Source organism: Ruegeria sp. AF8, from assembly GCF_056541825.1.
The window spans coordinates 1,003,858-1,021,321 of sequence record NZ_JBQFYW010000001.1 but is presented as its reverse complement, the minus strand read 5'-3'; the positions used below and the strand labels follow the sequence as shown (position 1 = coordinate 1,021,321).

At 59.3% G+C, this 17,464-nt stretch carries 18 protein-coding genes; 12 read left to right on the top strand and 6 right to left on the bottom strand.

The genetic code is table 11. The annotated features are described in order from the left end of the window. Window positions 1–39: 39 nt before the first annotated feature. From ACR0AO_RS05185 to ACR0AO_RS05175, 3 genes are read right to left on the bottom strand one after another with little or no spacing between them, the layout of a single operon-like run. A complete protein-coding gene (locus ACR0AO_RS05185; protein WP_480600667.1) occupies window positions 40–1,509 on the bottom strand; it encodes a carboxypeptidase M32 in 1,470 nt (489 codons plus the stop codon). 5 nt (window positions 1,510–1,514) lie between these two features. Then, a complete protein-coding gene (gene ctaA, locus ACR0AO_RS05180; RefSeq protein WP_480600665.1) occupies window positions 1,515–2,660 on the bottom strand; it encodes a heme A synthase in 1,146 nt (381 codons plus the stop codon). 60 nt (window positions 2,661–2,720) lie between these two features. Continuing rightward, window positions 2,721–3,464: an RNA methyltransferase gene (locus ACR0AO_RS05175; RefSeq protein ID WP_480600663.1), complete on the bottom strand. Its 744-nt coding sequence runs from the start codon at window positions 3,462–3,464 to the stop codon at window positions 2,721–2,723. Window positions 3,465–3,624: 160 nt separating this feature from the next. Here ACR0AO_RS05175 and ACR0AO_RS05170 point away from each other — a divergent pair, with 160 nt between their 5' ends. From ACR0AO_RS05170 to ACR0AO_RS05155, 4 genes are all read left to right on the top strand, one after another. Further along, on the top strand, window positions 3,625–4,245 hold the full coding sequence (locus tag ACR0AO_RS05170) for a thiamine phosphate synthase (protein ID WP_480600660.1): 621 nt from the start codon (window positions 3,625–3,627) through the stop codon (window positions 4,243–4,245). A 51-nt stretch (window positions 4,246–4,296) separates the two neighbouring features. Next, window positions 4,297–5,190: a PfkB family carbohydrate kinase gene (locus tag ACR0AO_RS05165; RefSeq protein WP_480600657.1), complete on the top strand. Its 894-nt coding sequence runs from the start codon at window positions 4,297–4,299 to the stop codon at window positions 5,188–5,190. Then, window positions 5,187–6,104 carry a pseudouridine-5'-phosphate glycosidase gene (locus ACR0AO_RS05160; protein WP_480600655.1) on the top strand — a complete coding sequence of 306 codons (918 nt, stop codon included), beginning with the start codon at window positions 5,187–5,189 and terminating at the stop codon, window positions 6,102–6,104. Before ACR0AO_RS05165 ends, ACR0AO_RS05160 begins: the two co-directional genes overlap by 4 nt. 75 nt (window positions 6,105–6,179) lie before the next feature. Further along, window positions 6,180–6,857 (top strand): DUF502 domain-containing protein, encoded by a 678-nt coding sequence (locus tag ACR0AO_RS05155; protein ID WP_480600653.1) that lies wholly within the window; start codon window positions 6,180–6,182, stop codon window positions 6,855–6,857. Here ACR0AO_RS05155 and ACR0AO_RS05150 read toward each other — a convergent pair whose 3' ends face one another. Further along, window positions 6,858–7,883, bottom strand: coding sequence for a patatin-like phospholipase family protein (locus ACR0AO_RS05150; RefSeq protein WP_480600651.1), 1,026 nt, complete (start codon window positions 7,881–7,883; stop codon window positions 6,858–6,860). Between the two features lie 61 nt (window positions 7,884–7,944). After that, on the bottom strand, window positions 7,945–8,718 hold the full coding sequence (locus ACR0AO_RS05145) for a 3-hydroxybutyrate dehydrogenase (protein ID WP_480600649.1): 774 nt from the start codon (window positions 8,716–8,718) through the stop codon (window positions 7,945–7,947). A gap of 335 nt (window positions 8,719–9,053) precedes the next feature. On the opposite strand from ACR0AO_RS05145, the gene ACR0AO_RS05140 reads away from it, so the two are divergent. From ACR0AO_RS05140 to ACR0AO_RS05120, 5 genes are all read left to right on the top strand, one after another. After that, window positions 9,054–10,868, top strand: a complete 1,815-nt coding sequence (locus tag ACR0AO_RS05140) for an extracellular solute-binding protein (protein WP_480600877.1) — start codon at window positions 9,054–9,056, stop codon at window positions 10,866–10,868. 32 nt (window positions 10,869–10,900) lie between these two features. Then, window positions 10,901–11,725: a metalloregulator ArsR/SmtB family transcription factor gene (locus ACR0AO_RS05135; RefSeq protein WP_480600646.1), complete on the top strand. Its 825-nt coding sequence runs from the start codon at window positions 10,901–10,903 to the stop codon at window positions 11,723–11,725. A gap of 30 nt (window positions 11,726–11,755) precedes the next feature. Further along, window positions 11,756–12,232 (top strand): arsenate reductase ArsC, encoded by a 477-nt coding sequence (locus ACR0AO_RS05130; protein WP_480600644.1) that lies wholly within the window; start codon window positions 11,756–11,758, stop codon window positions 12,230–12,232. Then, complete coding sequence (locus tag ACR0AO_RS05125; RefSeq protein ID WP_480600642.1) at window positions 12,229–12,888, top strand: MIP/aquaporin family protein; 660 nt, start codon at window positions 12,229–12,231, stop codon at window positions 12,886–12,888. The genes ACR0AO_RS05130 and ACR0AO_RS05125 overlap by 4 nt, the downstream gene beginning before the upstream one ends. A 192-nt stretch (window positions 12,889–13,080) precedes the next feature. Continuing rightward, window positions 13,081–13,305 carry a hypothetical protein gene (locus ACR0AO_RS05120; protein WP_480600639.1) on the top strand — a complete coding sequence of 75 codons (225 nt, stop codon included), beginning with the start codon at window positions 13,081–13,083 and terminating at the stop codon, window positions 13,303–13,305. Here the strand turns inward: ACR0AO_RS05120 and ACR0AO_RS05115 are convergent, their stop codons facing one another. Beyond that, complete coding sequence (locus ACR0AO_RS05115; RefSeq protein WP_480600637.1) at window positions 13,306–13,929, bottom strand: helix-turn-helix domain-containing protein; 624 nt, start codon at window positions 13,927–13,929, stop codon at window positions 13,306–13,308. It abuts the gene before it with no gap. A 64-nt stretch (window positions 13,930–13,993) separates the two neighbouring features. Here ACR0AO_RS05115 and ACR0AO_RS05110 point away from each other — a divergent pair, with 64 nt between their 5' ends. The 3 genes from ACR0AO_RS05110 to ACR0AO_RS05100 all read left to right on the top strand — a co-directional run bounded on the left by ACR0AO_RS05110 (window position 13,994) and on the right by ACR0AO_RS05100 (window position 17,451). Beyond that, window positions 13,994–15,511: a class I adenylate-forming enzyme family protein gene (locus ACR0AO_RS05110; RefSeq protein ID WP_480600634.1), complete on the top strand. Its 1,518-nt coding sequence runs from the start codon at window positions 13,994–13,996 to the stop codon at window positions 15,509–15,511. Beyond that, entirely contained in the window at window positions 15,508–16,167 is a 660-nt protein-coding gene (locus ACR0AO_RS05105; RefSeq protein ID WP_480600631.1) for a DsbA family oxidoreductase, read from the top strand. Before ACR0AO_RS05110 ends, ACR0AO_RS05105 begins: the two co-directional genes overlap by 4 nt. A 75-nt stretch (window positions 16,168–16,242) precedes the next feature. After that, window positions 16,243–17,451, top strand: coding sequence for a multidrug effflux MFS transporter (locus tag ACR0AO_RS05100; RefSeq protein WP_480600629.1), 1,209 nt, complete (start codon window positions 16,243–16,245; stop codon window positions 17,449–17,451). Window positions 17,452–17,464: the final 13 nt, after the last annotated feature.

Genomic DNA, 17,464 nt, shown 5'->3' with positions numbered 1-17,464 from the left:
CCCGGCTTCCCGGCGGAGGCAGCGTCCCCGCCAATGTGGCTACAGGCCATAAAGCTCTTGGAACTTTGTTTCCAGGTAACTCAGCAACGGTTCCGGTCCGGGCTTGTGACCGCTGGCGCGTTCGATGGTCTCGCGCGGCGCATAGAGACCGCCATGGCGTTGCAGATTGTCACGCAGCCAGCCTGTTGCGCCACTGGTATCCCCTTCGGCCAGTTTCGAATCCAATTCCGGCACCGCGGCCCTCAACGCGTCGTGAAGGCATCCGGCATAGACGTTACCGAGCGAATAAGTCGGAAAATAGCCGAACAGCCCGACTGACCAGTGTACGTCCTGCAAACATCCGTTCGATGGCCTGTCGACCGCAAAGCCGAAATCCGTGTTGAACCGGTCATTCCAGGCCGCTTCCAGATCGGCAACCTGCAAATCCCCGCTCATCAAGGCGCGTTCGAGGTCAAATCGCATCATGATATGCAGGTTGTACTGAACCTCATCGGCTTCCGTACGAATAAAGCCGTTGTCCACGCGGTTCACCGCCGAATAGAATTCATCCGGCGTCGCGATGCCGAAATCTCCGAAGGCTTCGGTCATCTGCGCAAACAGCCAACCCGTGAACGCGCGGGAGCGGCCAAGCTGGTTCTCATAGATGCGGCTCTGGCTTTCGTGCACACCCATCGACACGCCCCGCCCTAGCGGCGTCAGCGCATAAGCTTCGTCAATCCCTTGTTCATAAGCGGCGTGGCCGACTTCGTGAATAGTGGAATAGAAGCAGTTGAATGGGTCCGTCTGGGACGTGCGCGTCGTTATCCTTACGTCCGACCCGCTTCCTGAACTGAACGGGTGCACCGCCTTGTCGACCCGCCCGCGGCTGAGGTCATAGCCGAATGTCACGGCCAGTTTCTGCGACAACTGCATTTGTATCCGTTCATCGAAGATGCCGGAAACACCCTTGGGAATTGGCTGGTCCAGCACCGCTACCCGCAGGGCGACCAGCCTGGGGCGCATCGCATCGAAAATCGCGCTGATCTGTGCACTAGTCGTGTAGGGTTCGTAATCCTCGATCAAAGCATCATAGACGTCGCCACCCTGTGCCAGGGCCGCGCCTTCCTGTCTTTTTAAGGAAACGACCTCTTCCAGAACGGGAAGAAACGCTGCGACATCCTCGTCGGAGCGGGCCTGCGCCCATTTCCCCTGCGCCTGCGATGTCACGCGGGCAATCGCCTTGGCCAGATCGGCGGGCACCTTTCCGGCCCGGTCGAACGCGCGGCGAATTTCGCGCAACTGCGCCGCGCTCACGTCGCAAGCTGCTTCGGCCCGCTCAAGCCAGTCGCCGACACGCGGATCCGAACGGCGGGTGTGCAGAACCGCCTCGATCGCGGCCATTTCCTCGCCGCGCTGAACCGAAGCACCGCGCGGCATCATCGTTTCCTGATCCCAGCCAAGACGCCCCGCAATCTGCCCCAGGGCAGAGGTTTCGCGTTGAAAGGCCATCAATTCGTCATAGGCAGTCATGAGGGTCAGGCTCCACGGATTGAGGTTACAATGGGATAGGCCGACAGGAACCGGGCCCGAAGAACAAGCGCCCAGACGAGTACGGCCAAAAGCTGATGAAGTATCGCGATTTGCCAGGGCGCGCCATAAAGGACGGTTGCGATTCCCAAAACCACCTGAACCGACAGCGCCGCAAAGGCCGCGCGAAAGGCAAACCGCGTGGCCGGATGGGCGCTGGAACGCCCCCGCAGCCAAACGAACAATGCGAAAATCCACAGAAAATAGCCGACGCACCGGTGGATGAACTGCACCATTCCGGGGCTTTCGAAAAAGTTGCGCCACATCGGTTCCAGCGCGGCCGCGTCGGGCGGCAGCACCTGTCCGCCGATCAGGGGCCAGTCGGTAAAGGACCGGCCCGCGTCGATACCCGCCACGAAGGCGCCGATCAGGACTTGCAGAAACGCGAAATGCATCAACCCCGTTGCCAGCGAGAACAATTTCGCCTCTTTCGCGCGGCGGGCCTGCATCAGGTCACGCTCCTGCCGGCCCAGCATATAGATATACCACGCCAGAAAACCGAGGATGACAAAGGCCAGCCCCAGATGGGTGGCAAGCCGGTAGCTTGCGACCGAGGTCATGCCTTCGCCCTGCGTCACGCCCGAGGCCACCATCCACCAGCCGACTGCGCCCTGGATGCCGCCAAGCACACCCGGAAGCAACAGGCGACCTGTCCAGCCTGCGGGTATCTTGCGTGCCAGCAGAAAGCCGAGGAACCCGATAGCCCAGACAAGGCCGACCGCACGGCCCAGTTGGCGGTGGCCCCATTCCCACCAATAGATCGACTTGAAATCGTCAAGCTCCATCCACTGGTTCTGAATGCGCCACTGGTCGATTTGTTTGTATTTGTCGAACTCGGCCTGCCATTCGTCTTCGCTTGTCGGCGGAACGGCCCCGGTCAGCGGACGCCATTCGGTGATCGAAAGGCCACTGTCGGTCAGGCGCGTCAGGCCGCCGACCACGATCATCGCCACGACCAGGGCAAACAGCACCATCAGCCACAGCCGGATACCGCGCCGCGCGCCGCCCTGTCCACGGTCGATCATACCGGGCTGGACGGCGTCTTGTTTCCGGTCCCCCGATACTTCTTCAAAGATGCTGCGCTTGCCGCTCATGCCATCCTCTTGATCTGAATTTCCACGCAAGCTAGGGCCGACCGGCCCGCAGGTCCAGTGTCAGCCTTTTTCCTTCCACCGGACCATCTGCCGCATGATACCGTGCAGCATCTGAACATCCGCCCGCGTCATCCGCATCCGCGACCACAGATTGCGAAGGTTGACCTTCATGCCATCCGCCTTTTCCGGGGGGTAAAAGAACCCGGCCTGCTCCAGTCGCTCTTCATAATGTTCGACCAGTTTTTCAACCTCTACGCCGGTCGCCCAGTCGCCCTTGCCCAGATCGGTGGCCTCGTGCACCACCTCGCCGCTCTGACGCATCCACTCATAGGCCGTCAGCAACACGCATTGCCCGAGGTTGAGCGAGGCGTATTCCGGGTTGACCGGCACCGAAATGATGGCGTTGGCCCTGGCGATATCCTCGTTTTCCAGCCCTGCCCGTTCTGGGCCGAACAACACCGCAACCTGTTCGCCCGCCGCTATTTTTTCTACGGCGATCTGCATGGCGCGTTCGGGGCTGTAGACGGGTTTGGTCAGTCCCCTTTGCCGGGCGGTCGTCGCGAACACGAAGGTCCGATCCGACAGCGCGCCCGCCAGATCGTCGAAAAGCTGTGCCTCGTCCAGCAGTCGTCCGGCACCGCTGGACATGGCCACCGCCTTTGGGTTGGGCCAGCCGTCGCGCGGAGCCACGATCCGCATCCGGTCCAGTCCGAAATTCCACATCGCGCGGGCTGCAGCGCCGATGTTTTCGCCCATTTGCGGGCGCACAAGGACGAATGAGGGCTGAGGTTGGTCGCTGGGCATCTGCTACTCCGAAAATCCCGCCTGCTGTAATCCTCCTGAATACGCAGGGCAAGGCATCGCCTTGCCTTGCGTCCGCAATTCGGGGCCATAAGCCCATAAAAGTTTGCTTCCCCGGCACAATCCGCTAAACCGCGCAAAAGACCCAGCCAAGGACGCAGCTATGGATACCCCCGAGCAGCCGCAGATCTATCTCATCACCCCCCCGTCAATCGAGTTGCGCAGCTTTCCCGAAAAGCTGGCTCGGGTTCTGGATGGTGCGGAAATCGCCTGCATCCGGCTGGCACTGGCCGGCAAGGATGAAGATCAGATCGCGCGCGCAGCCGATGCCTGCCGCGAGGTCGCACATGCCCGTGATATTGCTCTGGTGATTTCCAACCATGTCCTGCTGGCGCAGCGGCTTGGGCTGGATGGGGTTCATCTGGACGATGCCCACCGCTCGATCCGCGCCGCCCGCAAGGAACTGGGCACGGATGCGATTGTGGGCAGCTTTTGCGGCACCTCGCGCCATGACGGCATGACCGCAGGCGAAGCCGGTGCGGACTATGTGGCTTTTGGCCCGGTCGGGCAGTCATCCCTGGGCGACGGGTCGATCGCGGAATCAGAGCTGTTCGAATGGTGGTCGCAGATGATCGAGGTACCCGTGGTGGCCGAGGGCGGCCTGACCGAAGAGATCGTGCGCGACCTTGCACCTCATACCGATTTCTTTGGCATCGGAGACGAAATCTGGACCGCCGACGATCCACTGGCAAAGCTCAGGTCGCTGACCGGCGCGATGGCGTGAACGCGAACCTTCCCGCTTGCACGACCTTGTTCTCTGCGGCATGACAGCCACATGACTCAGAATTCCGACATTCTTTGCATCGGCTCAGTCCTGTGGGACGTGATTGGCCGGTCCGCCAGCCATATGCGGCAAGGATCGGATGTACCAGGGCGGATCACGCGCCTGCCCGGAGGCGTTGCGATGAACATCGCGATGACGCTGGTGCGGTTCGGGATGACACCGACATTGCTGACCGCCATCGGCCGCGATCCCGAAGGCGACGAACTGACCGCCTCCTGCGCCCGCCTGGGCATGACAACAGATCATATTTACCGCTCCGACGACCTGCCAACCGACAGGTACATGGCCGTCGAAGGCGCCAATGGATTGATCGCGGCCATTGCCGATGCGCACTCTCTGGAAGCAGCGGGCGCCAAGATTTTGCACCCGCTTGTCCACGGCCCGCTGGGAACCGAAAACGCGCCATTTGGCGGATTGGTCGCCCTGGACGGCAACCTGACACTCTCGCTGTTGGAGGAGATCGCGAAAAGCCCGGCATTCGCGCGAGCCGACCTGCGGGTGGCCCCGGCCTCTCCCGGCAAGGCCGAACGGCTGCTGCCTTTCCTTCAACACGGCCGTGCGACATTGTATGTCAATCTCGAAGAAGCAAGCCTGTTGTGCCAGCGCGAATTCGTCGATTCCGAAAGTGCCGCCCAGGGCCTGCTTGACCGCGGCGCGTTGCGCGCCCTTGTCACGGATGGCGGCAACCCGGCCGCCATGACCACAGCCGACGGCATTCTGATCCAGACGCCTCCACCAGTGCTTGTCACCCGCGTGACAGGTGCGGGCGATACATTCATGGCGGCCCACATCGCCGCCGAGGCCAACGGCGCGTCCGGGGGCGAGGCTCTGACCCGCGCCCTGCGCGCCGCCGCAACATACGTTTCCGGAGAAACACCACTGTGATCGACCTGCAGTATTCCACAGAAGTCCGCACCGCCAAGGATACGGGCCAGCCCATCGTCGCCCTTGAAAGCACCATCATCACCCACGGGATGCCCTATCCCCGGAACATCGAGGTGGCTGCCCAGGTCGAGCAGGACATCCGCGATGCCGGTGCCGTCCCCGCCACCATCGCCGTGATCGAAGGACGGCTGCACGTCGGGCTCGAACCGGAGCAGTTGAACGCGCTGGGTCAGGCTCAGGGTGTCGCCAAAATCTCGCGCGCTGACATGGCCGCCTGTATCGCGTCCGGCAGAACCGGAGCCACCACCGTGGCCGCGACAATGATTGCAGCGCATTTCGCGGGCATCGACGTGTTCGCGACCGGCGGTATCGGAGGCGTGCATCTCGGAGCCGAGACTTCTTTCGACATTTCCGCGGATCTGCACGAGTTGGCGCAAACGCCCGTCACTGTCGTGGCGGCCGGGGCCAAGGCCATTCTGGATCTGGCCAAGACTCTGGAGGTTCTGGAAACACTCGGCGTCCCGGTGATCGCCCAAGGCCAGGATGCTTTCCCGGCCTTCTGGTCGGCGCAATCCCCATATTCCGCACCCCTGCGGATGGACAGCGCCGACGAGATTGCACGTGCGCATGCCACGCGCCGGGCATTGGGTCTGCCCGGCGGGCAGCTTGTCGCCAACCCGATCCCGACCGAGCACGAAATTCCCGCCGCTGAACTGGCACCAATCATCGCGGCGGCGCAGGCGGATGCCGACGCAAACGAGATCACCGGGAAAGCGGTGACGCCATATCTTCTGCAACGGATTCTCGAACAGACCGAGGGGCGATCTTTGACCGCGAACATCGCCCTTGTCCGAAACAACGCCCGATTGGCCGCCAAAATCGCACAATCGCTGTCAGGTCTGGGCAAGCTGTGATGGAATTGTTGCCCGGCGCTATTGTACGCCCGCGGCAAACTGCCTAACTAGATCAGCGAAATACCAGAGACTGCAATGAACACACCCTTTGACGAAGAACCGCACCGTCGCCCCGGTCTGTTTGCAAGACTGCGGGCGTCATTTCTGACCGGGATCGTCGTCATTGCGCCTGTGTGGCTGACCGCCTGGCTGATCCTGTCGGTCGTCGGCTGGATCGACAGCGCCGTTCTGCCGCTTGTTCCGCATCAATTCCGGCCCGAGCAGTATATCGGTATCAACCTGCGCGGCGTCGGCGTCATCTTCTTTCTGATCTTCACGATCATCGTCGGTTGGATCGCCAAAGGCATTCTGGGCCGGTCCCTGATTCACTTTGCCGAACAACTGGTGGCACGGATGCCGGTTGTTCGTTCGGTCTATTCCGGGATCAAACAGATATCTGAAACGGTCTTTGCGCAGACCGAGCGCTCGTTCGAAAAGGCCTGCCTTATCGAATACCCGCGCCGGGGCATATGGGCCATCGGCTTTGTTTCGACCACTGCGAAGGGCGAAATATCCAAGCGGACAAGCGCGGGCGAAGAGCTGTATAGCGTATTCCTTCCGACGACGCCGAACCCGACATCCGGTTTTCTGCTGTTCTTCCCTGCCTCGGACGTGATCATCCTCGACATGACAATCGAGGATGCCGCGAAACTGGTGATTTCGGCAGGCCTGGTCTATCCCAACGAAAAAAACCCGAGCCGACCACCGGAGTGATCAACCGAACATCGTGGGCAGATCGACGGTGCTGCGTTCGCCCAGATCATCCTTGTTGTCACGCAGGAACCGGTCGGCGGCCACCCGTCCGGCGTTTTTCAAACGGTTCAGGATAACCGGCGTTGGCACCAGTTTCGTGGCAACCGAAAGGCTGTTCATCAGTTCGTCATCGGCGATCATGTGGATCAGCACCCGCTTCATTTCTTCCTTTTTGAGTTTTCCCTGCCGCAACAGCCGTTGCACAAAATTGATTGCCCGCAATTCCCGCAGCAGGGACGAGTTGAAGCTGATTTCGTTGATCCTGTTCTGGATCTGTTGCGGGGTTCGGGGAATTTCACTACGTTCCAGCGGGTTGATGTTTACGATGACCACGTCCTCGGGCAGCCTGTCGGAAAAAAGCGGAAACAGCGCCGGATTTCCACTGTATCCGCCATCCCAATACGCCTCCATCCTGTCGGTATCTGGATCATAAATTTCGATTGCCTGAAACAGGTTCGGCAAACAGGCGGATGCCAATATTGCGTCAGTCGAAATTTCGCTGCCGGAAAACACCCGGATCTTGCCGGTCCGTACGCATGTCGTGCAGACAAACAGATCCGGCCCTGCCTCGGCGCAAACCTGATCAAAGTCGAATTGCTCCACAACCGAAGCCAACGGATTCACATAGAACGGACCATACGCATAGGGCGACACCATACGCGACCAGGCATCGGCAACGGAAAACGGGACAGAATATTCGATCGTCTGAGCGATCTGCGCCGGTTCGAGGCCCCGCATCCAATGGGCAATCCGCATGTCGCCAATTGCGCCCATTCGTTTCCACAACCCGTCCAGCGTTTCGCGCGCGCCCTTGGGGCCGGCTTTGATCAATCCGGCTTTCAATGCGGCCCCGTTCAGTGCACCCGCGGAAGTGCCGGTGATCGCGGCAATCTCTATATCGGTTTCATCCAGCAGACGGTCAAGGACGCCCCAGGTAAAGGCCCCGTGCGCACCACCCCCTTGAAGTGCCAGATTGATCCGTTTCAACTCCCGCCCTCCGCTCTGCAGTATTTGCGCAAAGCCAGGCCGAGTGCCCGCCTTGCCACGCTCACAGCGCCGTCCACCCGCCATCGACGGAAATCGTGGTTCCGGTGATCTGGGCGGCGGCGTCCGAACACAGAAACGCCGTGGTGCCACCAAGCTGCTCGACGGTCGCGAATTCCCTGGAAGGCTGACGCAGGAGCATGACGTTCTTAATCACGTCCTCGCGGCTCATGTCGTATTCTTTCATCGTATCCGGAATTTGCGCCTCGACCAGTGGCGTCAGGACATATCCGGGACAAATCGCATTGCAGGTGATCGGTTCTTGCGCGGTTTCCAGGGCGACGGTTTTCGTCAGGCCCACAACGCCGTGTTTGGCCGCGATATAGGCCGCCTTGAAGGGTGACGCGGTCAAGCCATGCGCCGAAGCGATATTGACCACCCTTCCCCAGCCCGCCTCCCGCATCTTCGGTAGGGCGGCGGCCGTGGTGTGAAACGCCGAATTCAGGTTGATCGCGATTATGGCGTTCCATTTTTCCACCGGAAAGGTGTCGATGGGCGCAACATGCTGGATGCCGGCATTGTTCACCAGGATATCGCAGGTTCCGGCCTCTTCGATCAGGGCCCGGCATTCTTCGCCGTTTGACATATCCGCCTTGATGTAGCGGGCGTTCACCCCGGTATCCTGAGCAACTTGCGCCGCCAATGCATGATCTTCTTCCCGGTCGGTGAACGAGTTCAGCACGACGTTGGCGCCTGCCTTGGCCAGTTCCCGCGCGATGCCAAGCCCGATCCCGGAATTGGAACCTGTGATGATTGCAGTTTTTCCCGACAGGGACATGGTCGCTCTCCCGTTTGCGTAAATTGTCGTGATCCAGAGTGCCATGCTGCAACTGCAAAGAAAACGGGGAAACGTATTCAATGACGCGCCACCGCTTCTTGCGGCAAACCGTGAGAAACACACCGGAGTTCGACTTTGCCGCAGACAAAAAAACGCCCGCACGAAGCGGGCGTTAAGTTATTGAGGCAGGTTTCATACAGGCAAGAAACCTATCGAGCAGTGACTCCTTTATACGCAATTCCCCTGCGGCATCCAAGCTAAAAGTTTGAAAATATGGAAAACCATCGCTACGGTGATCACCAAGAAAATAAGGCTTGAGCAGGATTGTTGCCAAAGTGCGACCAGATTATTTACGCGCCATTCGTCCGCTTCTTGCGGGAATCTCTGTCTTTTTGTCTGCCGGAAATGTCCTCGCAGAATCGGTTCATGGCATAGCTATGTATGGGCAACCTGCCCTGCCACCGGATTTTGTGTCGCTCCCCTATGCGAATCCGAATGCGCCGAAAGGCGGCCGTGTCGTTTTTGGTAACACCGGCGGGTTCGACAGCCTCAATCCCTTCATCCAGAAAGGCACCGTTCCCTGGCAAATCCGGTTCTGGTCCTACGAGGGTCTGATGGGCCGATCCTGGGACGAACCCTTCACACTTTATGGACTTTTGGCCGAATCAGTTGAAACGCCGCCCGACCGGTCCTGGGTCGAATTCACACTTAGGGAAGAAGCGAAGTTTTCGGATGGCAGCCCCGTTTCGGTCGACGATGTGATCTGGTCCTACGAGACTCTGGGAACCTCGGGGCATCTGCGCTATCGCGGGTTGTGGTCCAAAATCGACCGTATCGAACAGACTGGCCCTCGATCCGTCCGCATCACATTCAACGAGGAAGATCGGGAGTTGGCGCTGATCGCCGGGTTGCGCCCGATTCTCAAAAAGGAACAGTGGGCGGGCAAGGATTTCGCGAACTCTTCCCTGCAGGAAATCCCTGTCGGCACCGGCCCCTATATCGTATCGGACTACGAAGCCGGACGGCAGGTCACGCTGAAACGCAACCCCAACTATTGGGGCAAAGATTTGCCGTTCCGGCGGGGCACTATGAATTTTGATGAGTTGCGGATCGAATTTTATGGCGATGAAACCGTGCTTTTCGAAGCTTTCAAGGCTGGCGAGTTGACTGCCGCACGCGAATTCAACGCAGAAAAATGGGAAACCCAGTACGACTTTCCGGCAATACGTCGCGGCGACACCGTCAAAACCGAAATCCCGCATGGCAAACCGTCCGGCATCACCGGGCTTGTCATGAATACGCGCAAAGCGCCAATGGACGACTGGCGCGTGCGCGAGGCGCTGCTGCTGGCTTTCAATTTCGAGTATATCAACGACACGATCACCGGAGGCGCGCAGGAACGGATCTCGTCCTATTTCTCAGGCTCCGATCTGGCGATGCGGCCCGGCCCCGCGACGGGCGCCGTTCGCGATTTGCTGGCACCATTCTCTGACGATCTGCTGCCCGGCGCTTTGGAAGGGTATGCCCTGCCCGAAAGCGACGGTTCGGCCCGGAACCGAAAAAACCTGCGCGATGCGGCTGCTTTGCTGGCCGAAGCAGGCTGGACCGTAAAGGATGGAGTTCTGACGAACGCCGACGGCGCAACCTTCGAGTTTACGGTTCTGCTCCGTCAGGGCGACAGCGACATGCAGACCGTGATCGAGATTTTCGCCCGCGCGCTGGAACGGTTGGGAATCCGCGTCACCGCCGAGAAAGTGGACAATGCCCAATATGCAGGACGTGTGGCTGATCTGGATTTCGACATGACCCCATTCCGGAGGGATTTGTCGCTGTCTCCGGGAAATGAGCAACGCCTGTATTGGGGCAGCCAGGGCGCCGATCTGCCCGGAACGCGGAACCTGATGGGCATGTCCTCTCCTGCCGCCGATGCGATGATCGACACGATCCTGGCGGCAAAGTCGCGCGAGGATTTTTTGGCCGCAACCCGGGCGCTTGATCGCGTGTTGATATCGGGCCGCTATGTCATCCCGATCTGGAACTTTGATGTCGGGCGCATCGCTCATGCTAATGAACTGAAATTTCCCGAATACATCCCGATCTATGGCGACGGACCGCAATACATGCCCGATGTCTGGTGGTACGAGGATTGACGGCGACGTTCTATTTCCGTATTTCGTGAATTATGGAAATAGATTTACACGATCAATTGAGTGCTCTGGCCCACCCTAAAAGGCTCGAAGTGTTCCGGCTGCTGATGCGCCGGTATCCGGACGCGGTACCTGCAGGGCATATCGCAAGTGCGTTGGGTTTAAAGCCGAATACGGCCTCCGCTTATCTCAACGCGCTCAGAACTGCGGGTCTGATCGAACAGAACCGCGAAGGGACCACAATTTTCTACACCGCAAATTTGTCGGAAGTCCGTGATTTGTTCACCGGCCTGCTTGGAAATTGCTGCCAGAACCGCCCCGACCTTTGCATTGCCCCGTCGGGAGAACCGCTGATGTCGGACAAACCCCGTGTACTTAACGCGCTGTTCATCTGCACCGGAAATTCAGCACGCTCGATCATGGCCGAAGCGATCCTGGAAAATGAAGGCAAAGGGTTATTCAACGCCTTTTCGGCGGGCACAGCACCATCAGAAACCCCTCATGCTGAAGTTTTAAAGCTGCTTGACGGCAAAGGCTATGACACACAATCGTTGCGCTCGAAATGTGTGGACGAGTTCGCCTGCGAAGACGCGCCGAAAATGGATTTCGTTTTCACCGTCTGCGACCAAGCCGCCAACGAATCTTGCCCGGCCTGGCCGGGACAACCCATGAGCGCCCATTGGGGATTGCCGGACCCGGTCAAGACCGAAGGCACGGATGCCCAGAAACATCTCGCTTTTCAACAGGCCTATGGGCTGTTGCGCAATCGCATCTCAGCCTTCGTCAGTTTGCCCTTCGAAACACTCGACCGAATTTCATTGCAACATGAGGTCGACAAAATCGGACGGACGTTCGATTGAATCAACACCCCTTCACCAAGGAAAAATGCGATGAACATCCTCGTTCTCTGCACCGGCAACTCTGCCAGGTCGATCCTGCTCGAATCCATCCTGAACACATCGGGAACCGGTCGTGTGAACGCCTATTCCGCAGGCTCTGCGCCTGCGGGAAAAGTACATCCGCAATCGCTGATCCTGCTTGCCGAAAAAGGGCACGACACGTCAGGCGCACGGTCGAAAAGCTGGGATGAGTTCGCGACCGAAAATTCGCCTCGAATGGATATCGTCATTACGGTTTGCGGCTCGGCCGCAGAAGAAACTTGCCCGGTATGGCCCGGCGCGCCCATTCGCGCGCACTGGGGCGTCGAAGATCCTGCCGCGGCAGCCGAGCCGGACTGGAAACGCGCGTTCGACGATGCCTATGACATCCTGTCGCTCCGCGCCTCGGCGCTGTTGGCCCTACCGTTCGAAACAATGAGCGAACCCGAGCTGTCCATTCACCTCAAGCGCATCGGAGAAATCCAATGAACCCCCGCACATACTTTGCCGAATTTCTGGGCACCGCTTTCCTGCTTATCGGCGTGGTCGGCTCGGGCATAATGGCCGACAGCCTGTCGGGTGGAAACGTTGGGCTCGCCCTGCTTGCGAATGCCATCGCCACGGGCTGTATCCTCTACGCAATCATTACCACGCTCGGGCCGGTTTCAGGCGCGCATTTCAACCCGGCGGTCACCATCGCCTTTGCGTTGAGAAAAGAGCACAAGTGGCGCGATGTCACTCCGTACGTGTTGTGTCAGCTAGCTGGCGCCATAGTCGGCGTTTGGGCCGCGCATTTCATGTTCGATCTGGCAATACTCCAAAGCTCGACAACCATGCATCGGACGGGTCCGCATCAGTGGTTTTCCGAAATCATCGCCACGCTCGGCTTGCTTTTTGTTATTTTCGGCGGGATTCGGCACAAACCGGATGCCGTCCCCCCACTTGTGGGGCTCTACATTACCGGTGCTTATTGGTTTACATCGTCAACAAGCTTTGCAAATCCTGCAGTTACGGTCGCTAGGGGGTTTACGGATACCTTCGCAGGCATTTATCCTCACCATATTGTTATGTTTGTTTCGATGCAGATTCTTGCTGTCTTCATCGGACATATCCTGTTGAATTGGCTTTTTGCTGATGAAAAATAGCGGACCGGCCGCCACTCACTCCAAAGTCAGGTCCGTCAGCCCGTTGCGGTTTTCCCGCGACGGGCGAATTTTTTTCCACGAATCAACCCCAATAAGTGCGACATTTTGACTAGTCTGCATTGCAGTATCAAATTCCTTACCCTGATGGAGGGAGGGGAGCATTCCGTCAACACTCACTAGGAAAGCTCGCACATGATGACCTGGACGGACCTGACGCAAGATTGGGCCACGACTTATGCCCGCGCCAAGACGCGGTTTCCCAATTTGCGTGACAAGGACATGGCGTTCGTAAAGCAGGACCGGCACCGGTTCGAGGCCTATTTGGCGGAACGCCACCACCTGACAATAAACGAAGCCCATGAGGAGCTCGAAGATTTCCTCTTTACTGAAAAACTGTGTCGTGAACTGAACAGCTGATCACATCAATGACGTGACCCAGAGAATCGTGGCATCCTCGTCGCTGACCGAGATCACGTTGTGCCCCATACTGCCGTCGTAATAGGCGCTGTCCCCACGCCGCATTTCGACCGGCTCGTAGAACTCGGTAAAAAGCCGCACCACGCCGGTGAGGACATACATAAACTCCTCTCCGTCGTGGCGGACCCAGCCGTCAAATTCCTCCATCGAACGTGCACGGACGCGCGCGCGATAGGGCAGCATCTGCTTCTTGGTCAGTGTATCGGCCAGCAGTTCATGTTCGTATGTCGCCGTGGCATGCGCCGTGCCGGCCCCCGATTTGGTGACGGACATGCGCCCGATCACCTGATCCCGCAGCGGAGGCGTGAACAGCTGAGGGACTGAAATCTGCAATCCCACGGCCAGCTTTTTCAACGCATCATAAGTCGGCGACATCTGACCGTTCTCGATCTTGCTGAGAGTGGATCGCGCCAGACCGGCCTGAGTTGCGGCCTGCTCCAGCGTCCAGTTGCGGGCTTTGCGCAACTCTCTGACGCGGGCGCCAAGATCAAGCGGTTCCACCTCGGTCGCGGCGCCGTTGTCGCGCGCGATACGGATGAGGGATTTGGGGTCTCGGTTTTTCATGCCTTTTCTATAGGGCCGGTCAGGTGTGCTTGCAACGCAGAGCGTCGCGGGCTAGCCATTCGGCATGTTGTCAACCTTTGATCAGGGTCCACCGCCCGCCTGCCCCGCCCCGTTCAATCTTGCCGCTCACGTGATGCGCAGGGCCGGAGCGCAGCCCGGTAAAACCGCTCTTTCGGTTCTGAATGCTTCCGGAAGCTTGGATTGGAGCTTTGCCGATCTCGAAAGCGCCATTCGGGGAACGGCCTCTGGTTTGCTTGCCAACGGGGTGAAACCGGGCGATCTGGTTCTGATGCGTTTGGGAAACACGGTCGATTTTCCAATAGCCTACCTGGGCGCCATTGCCGCCGGGATCGTACCGGTACCGACGTCATCGCAACTCACCGAAGTGGAAACCGCCAGAATCATTGACGAGTTGCAGCCCGCCGCGATCCTGCGCGACCCTGCTGTCGCCTGCGCCGGGCACCCGCGCCAGATCGGTCTGGACGAGTTGATCGCCATGCGCAGCCTTCCGCCTGCGGAATATGACATGGGCGATCCTGAACGTCTGGCCTATGTCATCTACACCTCGGGCACTTCGGGCAGCCCCCGCGCCGTTGCCCATGCGCATCGGGCGATCTGGGCACGGCAGATGATGGTGGATGGCTGGTATGGGCTGACCGAACGGGACCGTCTGTGCCATGCCGGCGCATTCAACTGGACCTATACGCTGGGGACCGGGCTGATGGACCCCTGGACAATCGGAGCAACCGCCCTGATCCCGGAACCCGGCACTGAAATTTCCAGTCTTCCGGCATTTCTGAAGAAGTCACGCACAACTATTTTTGCTGCCGCACCGGGCGTTTATCGCAAGATGATGCAAGAGAATGCACAACTTGATCTGCCCGATTTGCGGCATGGGCTTTGCGCGGGCGAGAAGCTGTCTCGCACCCTACACGAGCAATGGCTGAGTGCAACCGGCAGCGAGCTTTACGAAGCTTACGGCATGTCGGAATGTTCCACCTTCATCTCGTCCAGCCCGGCCTCGCCGGCCAGCGGGGATGCTTTGGGCCGGCCACAACCGGGGCGTCGTGTCGCCATCATGGGACCGGAGGGACCTGTCCCGCAGGGTACAGAAGGTACAATCGCCGTGCATCGATCCGATCCCGGCCTGATGCTGACCTATCTGAATGCCCCGGATGAGGCCAAAGCCCGGATGCGCGGCGACTGGTTTCTGACCGGAGATCAGGGTTCGATGACCAGCGACGGGCAGATCTGCTATCTTGGCCGCGACGACGACATGATGAACGCGGGCGGTTATCGTGTTTCGCCGGTCGAAGTCGAGGCCGTTCTGTCCCGATTTCCCGGCATCTCACAGGTCGGGGCCACTGCAGTCGAGGTCAAACAGGATACATTCGTGATCGCGGCCTTTTACACCGGGCCGGAAAAACTGGACGATGCGGCCCTGCGGACCTATGTGGAGGCTAACCTGGCGCGCTACAAACAACCCCGTGCCTTCATCCACTTGCCCGCCCTGCCGATGGGCGGCAACGGCAAACTCCTGCGCCGCGCCCTGCCGGCCTATTTCAAGGCACCATCCGAATGACACAGACCGTCAAGCTTGATATCCTGTCCGACCCGATCTGCCCGTGGTGCTATATCGGCAAGACCCACCTGGACAAGGCGCTGGCGGCGCGGCCGGATCACCCCTTCGTCATCGAATGGCATCCCTTTCAGCTTAACCCGGACATGCCCGATGAAGGCATGGACCGGCGCGACTATCTGGAACGCAAGTTCGGCGGCAAGGACGGCGCCGTCCGGGCCTATGCGCCAGTGGTCGAGCACGCGGAGAAGGCCGGGCTGTCCATCAAGTTCGAGGATATGAAACGCACGCCCAATACACTGGATGCCCACCGCCTGATTCATTGGGCCGGAACCGAAGGCAAACAGAACGAGGCGGTCGATGCCCTGTTCGACGCATATTTCGTTGACGCGCGCGACATCGGCGATCACGAAATCCTCGCCGATATCGCGGACAGTATCGGCATGGATGCGGCGGTGGTTCTCAAATTGCTGAAATCTGACGCTGACCGCGAAGACATCCGCAATCGCGATACACATTCCCGACAGATGGGCATCAAATCCGTTCCCACCTATATTGTCGCCAATCAACACGCGGTTCCCGGCGCACAACCCCCTGAACTTTGGGAAAAAGTGATTGGTGAAATCATGTCCCAATTCGAGACTTCCTCTGCAGATTAGCACAGAGGTCTGTGCAATTTCCCCTCTGGCTCTGCCATGCCCGGCGTGATAGCGCGAACCGGTAAGGAGACGCCAATGGCCGACCGGATGTCCAGGGCAGAATTCATTGCGCTGATCGCGATGATGTTTGCCACGATTGCCTTTTCGATCGACTCGATGCTGCCTGCGCTGCCCGAGATCGGCGAACAACTCAGCCCCGGCGACGTGAACCGGGCGCAGTTGATCCTGACCTCATTTGTTTTGGGCATGGGCATCGGCACCTTCTTCACCGGGCCCTTGTCGGATGCCTTCGGGCGCAAGCCGGTGATCTATGCGGGGGCGATCCTTTATATTCTGGCTTCAGCCCTGGCATGGGCCAGTTCGTCCCTCGAAATGGTGCTGGCAGCGCGTATTTTGCAGGGGCTGGGCGCTGCCGGGCCCCGCGTCGTGGCTTTGGCGATCGTGCGTGACCTTTATGCCGGGCGCGAAATGGCGCGCATCATCTCCATCGCCATGTTGATCTTTACGCTGGTGCCTGCAATCGCTCCGATGCTTGGCGCAGGTGTTATTGCCATTACGGGCTGGCGCGGTATTTTCGCTTCGTTCATCCTGTTCTCGGCCATTTCGATCACCTGGATGGGGCTTCGCCTACCCGAGCCTCTGGCCCGCGAAAACCGCCGTCCGTTGCGGTTCCCTCTGATGATCGGATCGGCCAAGGAGATGTTCACGCATCCCACCGTACGGCTGTCAATCATCGTGCAGACCCTGTGCATGGGCGTTCTGTTCACCATGCTGACCATGGTGCAACCGGTCTATGACGTGATCCACGACCGGGCAGAGAGTTTTCCGTTCTGGTTCGGCTTCGTGGCACTGGTGTCCGGCTCCGCCAGCGTATTGAACGCGGCGCTGGTGGTGCGGGTCGGCATGCGCCGGATGGTGACCTGGTCGCTCGCCGCCCAGATCGTATTGACGTCTGTGGTCATTACGCTGAATGCACTTGACCTGTCGCCGAACGCGTCTTTCGCCCTGTTCGTCGCCTGGCAAACATCGATCTTTTTCATGGCCGGGACCACGCTTGGCAACCTCAACGCCATCGCGATGGAACCGATGGGACATATCGCCGGAATGGCGGCCTCGGTTATCGGCGCGGTCGCCACTGTTTTCGCGGCCGCAATCGCAGCCCCTGTCGGCCTGTTGTTCGATGGCTCTCTGACACCTTTGACGTTCGGCATCCTGATCATGTGTATCGCGGGCTTTGCGCTGATGCTTCACATGGGTCGAATCGAGGATCGCGTGCCTGCCTGACCTGTGCGGAATC